This window comes from Roseovarius halophilus (ex Wu et al. 2025) (assembly GCF_047086965.1).
Genome location: NZ_JBKOTX010000059.1, coordinates 14158 through 28241, shown reverse-complemented (window position 1 = coordinate 28241; position 14084 = coordinate 14158). Strand labels below are relative to the sequence as shown.

At 65.2% G+C, this 14084-nt stretch carries 12 protein-coding genes; 7 read left to right on the top strand and 5 right to left on the bottom strand.

What is annotated here, in order from left to right; translation table 11 throughout:
• Positions 1–293 precede the first annotated feature (293 nt).
• The 4 genes from ACH107_RS13610 to ACH107_RS13595 form a co-directional block, all read right to left on the bottom strand.
• Positions 294–1109: an ABC transporter permease gene (locus ACH107_RS13610; protein WP_412506294.1), complete on the bottom strand. Its 816-nt coding sequence runs from the start codon at positions 1107–1109 to the stop codon at positions 294–296.
• Positions 1106–1996, bottom strand: coding sequence for an ABC transporter permease subunit (locus ACH107_RS13605; RefSeq protein WP_412506293.1), 891 nt, complete (start codon positions 1994–1996; stop codon positions 1106–1108). Before ACH107_RS13605 ends, ACH107_RS13610 begins: the two co-directional genes overlap by 4 nt.
• A gap of 3 nt (positions 1997–1999) precedes the next feature.
• Positions 2000–3124 (bottom strand): ABC transporter ATP-binding protein, encoded by a 1125-nt coding sequence (locus ACH107_RS13600; protein WP_412506292.1) that lies wholly within the window; start codon positions 3122–3124, stop codon positions 2000–2002.
• Between the two features lie 72 nt (positions 3125–3196).
• A complete protein-coding gene (locus tag ACH107_RS13595; RefSeq protein ID WP_412506291.1) occupies positions 3197–4282 on the bottom strand; it encodes a polyamine ABC transporter substrate-binding protein in 1086 nt (361 codons plus the stop codon).
• A gap of 148 nt (positions 4283–4430) precedes the next feature.
• On the opposite strand from ACH107_RS13595, the gene ACH107_RS13590 reads away from it, so the two are divergent.
• Both ACH107_RS13590 and ACH107_RS13585 read left to right on the top strand, forming a co-directional pair.
• Entirely contained in the window at positions 4431–5126 is a 696-nt protein-coding gene (locus tag ACH107_RS13590) for a GntR family transcriptional regulator (RefSeq protein WP_412506290.1), read from the top strand.
• Between the two features lie 89 nt (positions 5127–5215).
• The gene (locus ACH107_RS13585; protein WP_412506289.1) at positions 5216–6613 is read left to right on the top strand and encodes an aspartate aminotransferase family protein; all 1398 of its coding nucleotides are present in this window, start codon (positions 5216–5218) and stop codon (positions 6611–6613) included.
• A gap of 326 nt (positions 6614–6939) precedes the next feature.
• Here ACH107_RS13585 and doeA read toward each other — a convergent pair whose 3' ends face one another.
• The gene (gene doeA / locus ACH107_RS13580; RefSeq protein ID WP_412506288.1) at positions 6940–8124 is read right to left on the bottom strand and encodes an ectoine hydrolase DoeA; all 1185 of its coding nucleotides are present in this window, start codon (positions 8122–8124) and stop codon (positions 6940–6942) included.
• Between the two features lie 165 nt (positions 8125–8289).
• Between doeA and eutB the strand changes: the two genes are divergently transcribed.
• From eutB to ACH107_RS13555, 5 genes are all read left to right on the top strand, one after another.
• Complete coding sequence (gene eutB, locus ACH107_RS13575; RefSeq protein ID WP_412506287.1) at positions 8290–9297, top strand: hydroxyectoine utilization dehydratase EutB; 1008 nt, start codon at positions 8290–8292, stop codon at positions 9295–9297.
• A gap of 78 nt (positions 9298–9375) precedes the next feature.
• The gene (locus tag ACH107_RS13570; protein WP_412506286.1) at positions 9376–10368 is read left to right on the top strand and encodes a cyclodeaminase; all 993 of its coding nucleotides are present in this window, start codon (positions 9376–9378) and stop codon (positions 10366–10368) included.
• A gap of 5 nt (positions 10369–10373) precedes the next feature.
• Positions 10374–10868 (top strand): Lrp/AsnC family transcriptional regulator, encoded by a 495-nt coding sequence (locus ACH107_RS13565; RefSeq protein WP_412506285.1) that lies wholly within the window; start codon positions 10374–10376, stop codon positions 10866–10868.
• A gap of 119 nt (positions 10869–10987) precedes the next feature.
• A complete protein-coding gene (locus ACH107_RS13560; protein WP_412506284.1) occupies positions 10988–12463 on the top strand; it encodes an NAD-dependent succinate-semialdehyde dehydrogenase in 1476 nt (491 codons plus the stop codon).
• A gap of 69 nt (positions 12464–12532) precedes the next feature.
• Entirely contained in the window at positions 12533–13903 is a 1371-nt protein-coding gene (locus ACH107_RS13555) for an aspartate aminotransferase family protein (RefSeq protein ID WP_412506283.1), read from the top strand.
• The last annotated feature ends 181 nt before the right edge of the window (positions 13904–14084 follow it).

Below are 14084 nucleotides of genomic sequence, written 5' to 3'. Positions count from 1 at the left end.
CATCCTGAGCCCGGGGGGCGAGTCTCAGGAGAAACCGCCCTCAAACCACGGAAGACGGGAAAACGTCCTTACAAACAGACTTCTTCAGCGACCTGCTAATTCCAAATGGAGGAAAAATCCCGTGGCAGGTCAGCGGGGCAGATGTACGGTGCCTCCGGTGGGGGTATTTGGCCGAGAAGATGCCGGGCGGGGGCGTGGGTTTCTTCTTGGCCGAAATACCCCGGGGAGCACGAGGGGCAGCGCCCCTCGTCCGGGAATGCTGTGTGGCGCAGCCACGCCTTTTATAGGCGGGCTCAGATCTTTTCGGCCGCGCGCTCCTCGGCTTCGCGGCGCAGGGTCGCGCGCTTGGTGATCAGCGAGGCCGAGATCACGCCGATGGCGACGATGGCGATCAGGATCGTGGACAGCGCGTTGATCTCGGGGCTGACGCCGAGCCGGATGGACGACCAGATCTTGATGGGCAGCGTGGTGGCCGACGGCCCGGCCGTGAAGGAGGCGATCACGAGGTCGTCGAGCGACAGCGTGAAGGCCAGCAGCCAGCCCGAGATGACCGCGGGTGCGATGATCGGGAGGGTCACGAGGCGGAAGGCCTGCATCGACGAGCAGCCGAGATCGAGCGCGGCCTCCTCGAGCGAGCGGTCGAAGCTGACGAGTCGCGATGACACCACCACCGACACATAGCACATGGAAAAGGTCGTGTGTGCGAGCACGATGGTGAAGACCCCGCGATCGAGACCGATCCCGATGAAGAGCAGCAGCAGCGAGAGGCCCGTGATCACCTCGGGCATGACCAGCGGGGCATAGATCATGCCCGAGAACAGCGTGCGGCCGACGAACCGGCCCGCGCGGACCAGCACGTAGGCGGCCATGGTGCCCAGCACCGTGGCGATCGTCGAGCTGATGACCGCGACCTGGAGCGTGACCCAGGCGGCGTCGAGAAAGGCCTCGTTGCGGATCAGTTCGCCGTACCACCGGGTGGAGAAGCCCGCCCAGACCGTCACCAGCTCGGAGTCGTTGAAGCTGTAGACGATCAGGATCACCATCGGCAGGTACAGGAAGGCGAAGCCGAGGGTCAGCGACGTCGTGTTGAACCATGTCAGGCGTCTCATCCCTCGGCCTCCCGCTGTTTCTGTTCGTTGCGCTGGAAGAGGATGATCGGGATGATCAGGATCAACAGCAGGATCACGGCGACGGCAGAGGCGACGGGCCAGTCGCGATTGTTGAAGAATTCCTCCCACAGCACCTTGCCGATCATCAATGTCCGGGAGCCCCCCAGCAGCGAGGGGATCACGAATTCGCCGATCGTGGGGATGAAGACGAGGAAACTGCCCGCGATGATCCCGTTACGCGAAAGGGGTACCGTGACCAGCCAGAAGGCCGAGAGCCGGGAGCATCCGAGGTCTTCCGCGGCTTCCAGCAGCGAGGCGTCCATGCGCTCCAGCGCGGCGTAGATCGGCAGGATCATGAAGGGCAGGTAGGTGTAGACGATGCCGATATAGACGGCCACGTTGGTGTTCAGGATCGTGAGGGGTTCGCCGATCAGGCCCAGCCCCAGCAACAGCTGGTTCAGGTACCCTTCGCCCGAGAGGATCCCCATCCAGGAATAGACCCGGATCAGGAAACTGGTCCAGAAGGGCAGGATCACCAGCATCATGAGCGTGGGCCGCCAGTGGTCAGGCGCGTTCGCCATGCCGTAGGCGATGGGATAGCCCACCAGAAGCGTGAACAGCGTGGCCACCACCGCGATACGGACGGAGGACAGGTAGGCCTTCCAGTAGAGGTCGTCGGTGGCGAGGAATGTGAAGTTCTCGAAATCGAGCTGGGCGAAGAAACGCTTGATGCCGTCCCAGCCGGCGCCGAGATCGAGCGTGGGGGTGTAGGGCGGGATCGCCAGCGCGATGTCGCTGAGGCTGATCTTGAGGACGATCAGGAACGGCACGAGGAACAGCGCCAGCAGCCACAGGTACGGGACGATGATCAGGGCGAAGCGGCGCATCCGTCAGCTCTCCAGCAGGACGCCGGCCGTGTCGGTCCAGCTCAGCCAGACCTCGTCTTCCCACGTGAAGGGGCGCAGGGCGAGGCGGCGGGTGTTCGCGGTCTGGGCCTTGACGATCTGGCCGTTGTCCAGTTCGACACGGTATGTCGAGATGTTCCCGAGATAGGCGATGTCGTGGATCCGTCCCCGGAGGACGTTCCGCCGGTCCGCCGGTTTCTCGGCGGAGATCGTGATCTTCTCTGGGCGGATGGCGAGGTGACAGGACTGCCCGCTCGTGAACTGTCTCTCGGTCTGGGCGTAGAGCGTCGGCTGGCCTTCGGCGAAGGTGACGTCGTAGCCGCCCTCTACCTTGGTGGCCGTCCCGTCGAGGATCGTGACCTCGCCGATGAAATCCGCCACATAGACCGAGTTGGGCTGTTCGTAGATATGGGCGGGCGTGTCGGCCTGGATGATCTTGCCGTGATCCATCACCGCGACGCGGCTGGCCACGGTCATCGCCTCTTCCTGGTCGTGGGTGACGATCACGAAGGTGGTGCCGGTCTTTTCCTGGATGTCCATCAGCTCGAACTGGGTGTCCTGCCGCAGCTTGGCGTCGAGCGCGCCCAGCGGTTCGTCGAGCAGCAGCAGTTTCGGCGCCTTGGCAAGGCTGCGCGCCAGCGCCACGCGCTGCCGCTGGCCGCCCGATATCTGGTGCGGCTTGCGTCGCGCGAATTTCTCGAGCCGGGTGAGCTTGAGCATTTCGTCCACGCGTTCGGCGATGCGGGCCTTTTCCATCCCGGCGCGTTTCAGGCCGAAGGCGATGTTTTCCCAGACGGAAAGATGCGGAAACAGCGCGTAGGACTGGAACATCATGTTCACTGCCCGCTTGTTGGGCGGGATCGGCGCGATATCCTCGCCGCCCAGAAGGATCGTGCCCTCCGTCGGTGTCTCGAAACCGGCCAGCATCCGCATCATCGTCGTCTTGCCGCAGCCCGACGGGCCGAGCAGGGCGAAGAATTCGCGTTCGTAGATGTCGAAGGTCTGTTTGTCGATCGCGGTGAAGTCACCGAAGCGCTTGGTGACGTCACGGAACCGGATCAGGGGCGTCGCCTCGGGATCGTTCCACGGTTCAAAGGCTGTTTCGCTCATGTTTCTGCTGTCCCCGCCCAGAAAGAAGCGGCCCGCGCAGCCGGTGCTGCGCGGGCCTGGTGTCGATCGGGTTCAGGTGCCCGACTTGATCTTGGTCCACATGCGCGTGACGACGCGCTGCACCTTGGCGGGGTAGGGACGCGTGGTGTAGAGGTTTTCCAGCGTGTCCTCGTCGGGATAGACCGCCGGATCGCCGATCACGTCCTCGACCAGCAGTTCCTGCGAGTCCTTGTTGCCGTTGGCGTAGTAGACATAGTTCGAGGCCGCGGCGATGTTATCGGGGTCCATGATGAAGTTCAGGAACTTGTGCGCGCCTTCGGGGTTGGGCGCATCCGCGGGAATCGCCATCATGTCGAACCACATCAGCGCACCTTCGCTGGGGGCGTTGTAGGCGATGTTGACGCCGTTATCGGCCTCTTCAGCGCGCCAGCGCGCCTGCAGCACGTCGCCGGACCAGCCGAAGGCCACGCAGATGTCGCCATTGGCCAGCGCGTTGATGTATTCGCTGCTGTGGAACTTCTGCACATGCGGGCGCACGGCGGCCAGAACAGGCTCGGCCTTGGCGATGATATCGGGGTCGTGGCTGTCGGGGTTCTCGCCAAGCCATGCGAGCGCCGCGGGAATCATCTCGACGGGTGCATCGAGGAAATGAACGCCACAATCGGCCAGTTTTTCCATGTTTTCGGGGTCGAAGAGCAGGTCGAGCGAGCCCATGGGCGCATCGTCGCCGAGCGCTTCTTTCACCTCGTCCACGTTCACGCCGATGCCGGTCGTGCCCCACATGTAGTTGATGGAATATTCGTGGCCCGGATCGTAAGTTGCCGTCCGTTCCTGGATGACGTCCCACATGTGTTCGAGGTTGGGCAGCTTGGATTTGTCGAGCTTCTGGAAGGCGCCCGCCGAAATCTGCCGCTGCAGGAAGGTGCCCGAGGGAACGACGACGTCGTAGCCCGACCCGCCCGCGAGCATCTTGGTTTCCAGCAATTCGTTGCTGTCGAAGACGTCGTAGATCAGGTCGAGGCCGGTCTCCTCCTCGAACTTGGTCAGCAGGTCCTCGTCGATGTAGTCTGACCAGTTGTAGACGCGCACTTCCTCGGCCGTGGCCGAGGCCGCGCCCAGCGCAAGGGCGGCGGTTGTCGTCAGGATGATGTTTCGCATTGGTTTCTCCCCGTTTGCTCGGCACTTTCCATGCCTTGGCGGCAGATTTGATCAAATATTTCCGCGCTTGGCAATATGGTAATGTTTTCACGCAGCCGCTAAACTCGCAACCATCGACATTCGGGACGTGCAGGGAAGGGCGGCTGACATGGCGCAGGCCACCGACAGAACGACTGAAAATTCAGCAGATACGCCGCGCCTGCCCGCGCACGAGGTCATCTACCGGCAATTGCGCGATCTTGTGCTGTTCGGCGATCTTGCGCCGGGGCAGCCGGTGACGATCCAGGGGTTGACCGGCCGGCTGGGGGCGGGGATGACGCCCGTCCGCGAGGCGATCCGGCGTCTGATCGCGGAGGGCGCGCTGGAATCGCGCGGCAACCGGCGGGTTGGCGTGCCGCTGTTGACGGCGGATAACATAAGCGAATTAATACTGGCACGCCAATGGCTTGATCCGCATCTTACCTTGCGCGCGACCGAGCGTGCGACCCTTGAGGACCTTGATGAACTTTCCGGTCTGGACGGGGTGCTGGACGGCGCGATCGCGCGCGGTGACCTGCGGGCTTACCTTGAGCTGAACTACCGGTTCCACATCCGGATATACGAAATCGCGCAGGCGCCGATTCTCGCCGATCTGGCCGATGGGCTGTGGCTGCGATTCGGGCCGTCGCTGAGGGTGGTATGCGGGCGCATGGGTACCCAGAACCTGCCGGACAAGCACAAGGCGATGCTTGACGCGATGCATGCGCGGGATGCGGAAACTGCCGCCCGCGCGATCCGGGAGGACGTGATCCAGGGGATGGAGCAGGTGCGCCAATCGCTCGAGCGTTCGGACGGCCGGAGCTGATTCGATTGACAGCATGACATTTGATCATATTCTGATCGGAACGCGCCTGACACGCGCCAGTGCCCGAATCCAGAACCGAGAGACATGACATGACCCTTATCACCAATCACATGCCCACGGCCGAATTGCAGGCGCTGGATGCCGCGCATCACCTGCACCCGTTCACGCAGGGAAACGAATTGAACGCCAAGGGCGCCCGCGTGATCACGCGGGCGCGCGGCGTGACGCTGACCGACAGCGACGGCAACGATTACCTGGATGCCATGGCGGGGCTGTGGTGCGTGAACATCGGGTACGGGCGCGACGAGCTGGCCGAGGCGGCCGCGCGCCAGATGAAGGAATTGCCTTATTACAACACGTTCTTCCAGACGACCCATGTGCCGGCCATCGCGCTGGCCGACCGGCTGGCCGAGCTCACGCCGCATGACCTGAACCACGTTTTCTTTGCCTCCTCCGGGTCCGAGGCGAATGATACCAATATCCGACTGGTCCGCACCTACTGGGCGCAGAAGGGCCACCCCGAGAAGAAGGTGATCATCAGCCGCAAGAACGCCTATCACGGGTCCAGCGTGGGCAGCGCCAGCCTTGGCGGCATGTCGCCGATGCACGCGCAGGGCGGGCTGCCGATCCCTGATATCCATCACATCGACCAGCCGCACTGGTACGCCGAGGGCGGTGACATGGACCCCGCGGCGTTCGGCCTTGCCCGGGCCCGCCAGTTGGAGGAGGCGATTCTCGAACTGGGCGAGGACAGGGTCGCCGCCTTCATCGGGGAGCCGATCCAAGGCGCGGGCGGCGTCATCATCCCGCCCGACACCTACTGGCCCGAGATCCAGCGCATCTGCCGCAAGTACAACATCCTGCTGATCGCCGACGAGGTGATTTGCGGATTCGGCCGCACCGGCAACTGGTTCGGATCGGAAACCTACGATATCCGCCCGGACGTGATGACAGTGGCCAAGGGGCTGAGTTCCGGCTATGCGCCGATCGGCGGTTCACTGGTCAGCGACGAGGTGGCCGAGGTGCTGAACGCCTGCGAATTCGCCCATGGCTACACCTATTCGGGGCATCCCGTGACCTGTGCCGTGGCACTGGAAAACCTGCGCATCCTCGACGAGGAGGGCATCGTGGCCCGTGCCGCCAAGGAAACGGGGCCGTACCTGAAGGAAAAATGGGAGGCGCTGGCCGATCACCCGCTGGTCGGCGAGACGCGGATCGTGGGGCACATCGGCTCGCTCGCGCTGAGCCCGGACAAGGCCAGCCGTGCCAAGTTCGCGGCGAGCGCCGGTACGGCCGGGCAGATCTGCAGGGAAAACTGCTTTGCCAACGGCCTCGTGATGCGCCATGTCGGCGACCGGATGGTGATTTCGCCGCCGCTCGTCATCACCCGCGACGAGATCGACGCCTTGACCGAGCGGGCCTGGAAGGCGCTGGACATGGCGCATGCGCAGATCGAAAAGGACGGGCTGATGAAGGCGGCAAGCTGACCCGTCCGCCCACCGTGATCGCGATGCCGGCCCGTGCTTGCCTGAGCGCGGGCGGTTGCGTCCGTGACGATGCGCGGGTGGAGACGATCCGACGGAAGTGATGCCATGACGGAGCAGGAAGCCGGGTGCGCGGGGGGCACGCTGCATATCAGGTTGGTGGTCGAGGGCGCTTTCATGACGGGACCGGGCAAGGCCGACCTGCTGGCCATGATCCGTGAAACAGGCTCGATCCCGGCCGTGGGCCGGCGCGCCGGCGTGGAATGCCACCCCGTGGCCGGGACGGTTTCGGTCGCGCCCGACGGATGTCGGGCACGCCGCGCCCGGCCCTACGACTTGACGAACATCTTGCGCGGGACGTCGCACACCGCCTCGGCGGCGCCGGTCTCGCGGATGAGGATGGTCTCGGTGGTTTCCAGCCCCCACGTGTCCATCCAGAGCGCGGGCATGAAATGGAAGGTCATGCCGGGTTCCAGCACGGTTTCATCCTCGCTGCGGATCGACGCGGTACGCTCGCCCCAGTCCGGCGGGTAGCTCAGGCCGATCGGATAGCCGCAGCGCCCCTCGCGCTTGATCCCGTATTTTTCCAGAACGCCCAGAAAGGCGTTGGCGATGTCGCAGGTCCGGTTGCCGGCGCGCGCGGCCGCCAGCCCGGCCTCGATCCCCTCGACCTGGGCCTTCTCGGCCTCCAGCATCTCGGCCGGCGGGGTGCCGAGGTAGACCGTCCGGCACAGCGGCGCATGATAGCGCCGATAGCAGCCCGACAACTCGAAGAAGGTCGCCTCGCCCTCGCGCATCGGCTGGCCGTTCCATGTCAGGTGTGCGGCGGTCGCATCGAGGCCGGAGGGCGTGAGCGGCACGATCGCGGGATAGTCGCCCCAGATGTCGTCGACGCCCGAGATCCCGGCCTGGAAGATGTCGGCCACCAGATCGTTCTTGCGCAGGCCCGGTTCGGCCCGGTCCAGCGCGGTCTGCACGACCTTTTCGGTGATGCGGGCGGCGTTGCGGATAAAGGCGACCTCTTCCTCTGACTTCACCAGCCGCTGCCAGTTGACCAGCGCGGTGGCGTCCACGATCCGGGCGCCGGGCAGTTCCGCGACCAGTACTTCGTGGGCCTTGGCCGAGTAGTAGTAGTTTTCCATCTCAACACCGATCCGCGCGGTCTCCAGCCCCATCGCGCGGATATGCGTGGCCAGGTCCTGCATCGGGTGACGCACGGTGGATTGCACGTAGTGATCGGCATAGCCGACGATGTTGTCATCCGCCATCCAGCAGGTGCGCCGGCCGCCCAGCATGTCCATGTAGCGGCCCCACCACACCGGATCCCCTTCCATCGGCAGAAGCACGCCCTGATGCACGTAGAACGACCAGCCGTCATACCCCGTCAGCCAGTTCTGGTTCGACGGGTCGGTGACGAACATCAGGTCGATGCCGCGCGCGGCCATCTCGGCGCGGGTCTTGTCGACACGGCGCCGGAATTCGGCGCCGGAGAAGGGGAGATCTTTCTGGCTCATGTCATGTCCTGTATTTCGACGGTCACGCCGCCATACTGTGGGTTTCTTCGGGTGTCGCCCCAAGAAATACGCCATCGGATGTCGTTTTCAGGAAAACTTCTGTCGCAGAGTTGACGATAGGCTCGGCCGCGGCAAGAGTGCCTGTTCAGCAGCGTGGAGGGATGAATGCAGCCGACACTGGCCGACATCATGCAGGCGGCGCGGACGATCCGCGGGGTCGCCGATGGCACGCCGCTGGTGCCGTCGCCGTTCATGAGCGCGCGGGCCGGGCATGATTTCCTGCTCAAGCTGGAGAACATGCAGCCGATCGGCGCCTTCAAGCTGCGCGGGGCGCTCAACGCCGTGGCCGGCGTGGGCGATGCCGCCGGCGTGACGTGCTGCTCGACGGGCAATCATGGCCGTGGCGTGGCCTATGCGGCACGCCAGCGGGGGATGCGCGCGGTGATCTGCATGTCGGACCTGGTGCCGCGGGCCAAGGTTGACGGGATCAGGGCGCTGGGCGCAGAGGTGCGCATCACGGGCCGCAGTCAGGACGACGCGCTGGCCGAATCGCAGCGGCTGGTGGCCGAGGAGGGACTTGTCGAGATATCGCCCTTCGACGACCCGCTGGTGATTGCCGGGCAGGGCACGATCGGGCTGGAAATGCTGGCGGCGCGCCCGGACCTTCACACGCTTCTGGTGCCGCTTTCGGGGGGCGGGCTGGCCGCCGGCGTGGCGCGTGCCGCCCGCTCGATCAATCCGGATATCCGCGTGGTGGGCGTCACGATGGAGCGCGGCGCGGCGATGCACGACTCGATCCGTGCGGGCCACCCTGTGGAGGTCGCGGAGGTGCCGTCGCTCGCCGACAGTCTCGGCGGCGGAATCGGGATGGAGAACCGGCTGAGCTTCCCCATGTGCCGCGAGCTGCTGGACGAGGTCGTGCTGGTCAGCGAGGACGAGATTTACCATGCCATGCAGGTGCTTTACTACGAGGACCGGATCGTCGCCGAAGGCGCCTGCGTCGTGGGGCTGGCGGCGGTGCTGACGGGCAAGGTCACGCCGGGCGGGCCGACGGCCACGATCGTGACGGGCCGCAACCTGGACATGGGGATGTTCACGCGCATCGTGACCGGACAGGACGTGCAGCTTGGCGATATCACGGTGCCGGGCCGGCCCTATGCGGGGGCCGCGTGACGCGTCCGCGGGCAAGCGTGGGGGCCGGCGGCACCACCGGCCGCATTGGGCGGGAAATTGCGAAAGAGGGGGCAGGCGATGGCGAATGACATTCGCATCATGACCGAGGACGAGCTGCGCGACGTCGTGGCGCTGGATATCGAAACGATCGACGTGGTGGAGCGCGCCTTCACGGCGCTGGCCGGCGGCGAGGTGGTGATGCCCCCCGTCCTGTCGATGGACCTGCCCATGGCCAATGGCGAGGTGGATGTCAAAACCGCCTACATTCCCGGTTTCGATGGCTTCGCGATCAAGGTCAGCCCCGGTTTCTTCGACAACCCCAAGCTGGGCCTGTCGTCGCTCAACGGGCTGATGATCCTGTTCTCGGCGCAGACGGGGCTGGTCCGTGCGCTTTTTCTGGACAACGGCTACCTGACGGATATCCGCACCGCCGCCGCGGGCGCCGTGGCCGCCCGGCACATGGCGCCGGAAACGGTCGAGACGGCCACGGTCATCGGCACCGGTGTGCAGGCGCGGTTGCAGATGCAGGCCGCGCACTTGGTGCGCCCCTTCCGGCATCTGCTGGTCTGGGGGCGTGATGCCGCCAAGGCGCGGAGATGCGCCAGTGACCTGTTCAAGCTGCTGGGAATCGAGGCGGAGGCGACCGATGATCCGGCCGCGGCCGTGGGACGGAGCCAGCTTGTCGTCACCACCACCCCCGCGCGCGACCCCGTCCTGAAGGCCGAATGGCTGCATCCGGGGCTGCATGTCACCGCCATGGGGTCAGACCAGGAAGGCAAGAACGAGATCGACCCGGGGGCGCTGGCGCAGGCCGACCTCTATGTCGCCGACCGGGTTAGCCAGACCGAGATCATGGGCGAGTTGCGCAGCGCCAAGGCGGCCGGCCTGTGGGAGCGCGGCATTCCCGCCGAGCTGGGGCAGGTCATCCTCGGGGAGGCGCCGGGCCGGCGCGGGGCGGAGGACATCACCATCGCCGACCTCACCGGCACCGGCGCGCAGGACACCGCCATCGCCAGCCATGTGTTCGACACGCTCGCCGGGTCGGAAGCCGGCACCCTGATCCGGGCCTGAGGCGCATGAAGCTGGACGCGCGCGATCTGGAAATTCTCGGGGTCCTCTCGGCGGAGGGACGGATCACCAAGGCGCAGCTTGCCGCGCGCGTGGGCCTGTCTGCCAGCCCGTGCTGGGAACGGCTGCGCCGGCTTGAACAGGCGGGCATCATCGAGGGCTACCATGCGCGGATCAGCCTGAGGAAGCTGGGCCCGCATGTTACCGTATTCGTCGCCGCCGAGCTGGCCGACCACACGCCGGCCAGCTTCCACGCCTTCGAGGAAAGCGTGCAGCACTACGACGAGATCACCGCCTGTTGGGCGCTGGGCGGCGGGTTCGACTACCTGTTGCAGATCGTCACGACCGATATCGACGCCTACCAGCGCCTGATCGACGAGATGCTGGAGGCCCGTATCGGGCTGGCGCGGTATTTCACCTATATCGTGACCAAGCCGGTCAAGGGCCCCGCCGCGCCGCCCCTGTCGCTTCTTCTGGGGCGGGAGCAGGGCGCGGGGCCGTAAGCGCAGTGGAATCTTCTGCAGATCCGGATTTGGCAGAAGAAAATTCTTAAAACGCCCCAAGGTTCAGCCCCGATTTCTTTGCGGAAAGGATATTATTCTTCCAACAAGGAGGGTACCGAATGTCGGATTCAGCGATCTGGACACGCAACGGCGTCACCGATACGCGGCTTGTCCGGAATTTTTCCTACGTGAACGGCAAATGGACCGCCGGCGAGGGCGGTGAAACCATCGCCGTGACCAACCCCGCCGACGGCACGGCGCTGGGCGATGTCGCCAGCCTGTCGGCCGGGCAATCGCGCGCGGCGGTCGATGCGGCGCAGGCTGCGTTCGCCGGCTGGTCGATGACCCTGCCGCAGGACCGTTCCGCGATCCTGCGCCGCTGGTTCGACCTGATGATCGAACACCGCGAGGATCTGGCCCGCATCATGGTGCTGGAACAGGGCAAGCCCCTGTCGGAGGCGCGCGGCGAGATCGATTACGCCGCCAGTTTCGTGGAGTATTATGCCGAGGAATCCAAGCGCCCGAATATCGAGGGCGTGACCAGCCACCTGCCCGATGCCGAGGTCGAGCTGTGGCTGGAGCCGGTGGGCGTCGCCGCGCTGGTCACGCCGTGGAACTTCCCCGCGGCCATGCTGACGCGCAAGGCGGCGGCGGCGATGGCGGCGGGCTGCACCGTCGTGGCGCACCCGTCGGGCGAAACCCCCTATTCCGCGCTGGCGCTGGCCGAACTGGCCGAGCGCGCGGGCGTGCCGGAGGGCGTTTTCAACGTGATCACCGGCCGGGCCGCGACGGTGGTCGAGCCGTGGACAGAGGATACCCGCGTGCGCGCGCTGTCCTTCACCGGGTCGACCGATATCGGGCGGTTGCTGTACCGACAATGCGCCGGCACGGTGAAGAAGCTGGTGATGGAGCTGGGCGGTCATGCCCCCGTCATCGTCTTCAAGGGCGCGGACATGGACATCGCGATAGAGGAGACGATGGCGGCCAAGTGGGCGACTTCTGGGCAGGACTGCCTTGGCGCCAACCGCATCTACGTGGAGCGGGCCATCTACGAGGAGTTCTGCGACCGCTTCGCCAAGGCGACGCGCGACCTGACGCTCGGCCGTGGTATGGACGACCCCGATATCGGCCCGCTGATGAACGAGAAGGCGGTGCGGAAACAGGAGGAGCACGTGGCCGACGCGCTGAACAACGGCGCCAAGCTGGCCTGCGGTGGCACGCGCGACGATCTGGGCCCGCTCTTCTACCGGCCGACCGTGCTGACGGACGTGCCGGACACCGCCGCGATCATGAACGAGGAGACCTTCGGACCCGTGGCCGCCATCGCGCCCTTCGACACCGAGGACGAGGCCGTGACCAAGGCCAACGACACCGAGTACGGGCTGGTGGCCTACCTGCACAGCCATGACCCCCGGCGCATCTACCGCGTGACGCGGGCGCTGCAATTCGGCATGGTGGCGGTGAACCGGACCAAGGTGACGGGGGCGCCGATCCCCTTCGGCGGGGTCAAGCAGTCCGGCCTGGGCCGCGAAGGTGCCCGCAGGGGCATGGAGGAATTCATGGAGATCAAGTACGTCTGCCGCGACTGGGCATGACGCACCGACGCATGAGTATTTTTGGCAAGATGAATCCGGGGGGCGTGACCCCCGATGAAAGGAAAGACGATGCTGCGCAATGACCAACTCGATCAATGGGATCGTGAAAACTTCTTCCATCCCTCGACCCACCTCGCGCAATTCGCGCGAGGCGAGGCGCCCAACCGGGTGATCACCGGTGGCACGAACTGCCATATCGAGGATCGTGACGGGAACAAGCTGCTTGACGCGTTTGCCGGGCTCTACTGCGTGAACGTCGGCTATGGCCGGCAGGACATCGCCGACGCCATCGCCGAGCAGGCCAAGGAGCTGGCCTATTACCATGCCTATGTCGGGCACGGCACCGAGGCCAGCATCACCCTGTCCAAGATGATCATGGACCGCGCGCCCGATCACATGAGCAAGGTCTATTTCGGCCTGTCGGGAAGCGATGCCAACGAGACCAACGTCAAGCTGATCTGGTATTACAACAACATCCTCGGCCGGCCCGAGAAAAAGAAGATCATCAGCCGCTGGCGCGGCTATCACGGCTCGGGGCTTATGACGGGGTCGCTGACGGGGCTTCACCTGTTCCACAAGAAATTCGACCTGCCGCTCAGCCAGGTGATCCACACCGAGGCGCCCTATTACTATCGCCGCGACAATCTCGACCTCAGCGAGGCCGAGTTCGTGCAGCACTGCGCCGACGAGCTGGAGGCGCTGATCGACCGCGAGGGCGCCGACACCATCGCCGCCTTCATCGGCGAGCCCGTCCTTGGCACCGGTGGCATCGTGCCGCCGCCCGCCGGGTACTGGGAGGCGATCCAGCCGATCCTCGAAAAGCATGACATCCTGCTTGTCGCAGACGAGGTCGTCACCGGTTTCGGGCGTCTCGGGTCGATGTTCGGCAGCGATCATTACGGGCTCAAGCCCGATCTGATCACCATCGCCAAGGGCCTGACCAGCGCCTATGCGCCGCTTTCCGGCTCCATCGTCAGTGACCGTATGTGGAAGGTACTGGAACAGGGCACCGACGAGAACGGCCCGATCGGGCATGGCTGGACCTATTCGGCGCATCCCGTCGGGGCCGCGGCCGGGGTTGCCAACCTCAAGCTGCTGGACGAGCTGGACCTGATCGCCAACAACCGCGATGTCGGGACCTACCTGACCCGGACGATGGCCGACGCGCTGGACGATCATCCCAACGTGGGCGAGGTGCGAGGCGAGGGCATGCTCTGCGCCGTCGAATTCGTCAAGGACCGCGACAGCCGTACCTTCTTCGATGCCACCGACAAGGTCGGCCCGCAGGTTGCCGCGGCCCTGGCCGAGGATCACGTGATCGGCCGCGCCATGCCGCAGGGCGATATCCTGGGCTTTGCGCCGCCCTTCTGCCTGACGCGCGAAGAAGCCGACGAGATCGTGACGAAGACGGTGAAGGCCGCGGGCAAGGTTCTCGGCTGAGGGTCGTGCAAACATGCCGGCCCCGCCCCGTCACCGGATGCGGCGGGGCCGGTCACTACGAAGGTAAACAGGCGATCTGCCTGAATTTTGTCCGGAAACGATAAAATCTTCCTGCAGGCCCCGCGTCAGCTAAAAATTTGCGGCATTCAGCTTGCATCGGGAAAATTTTGGCGTTTTATTT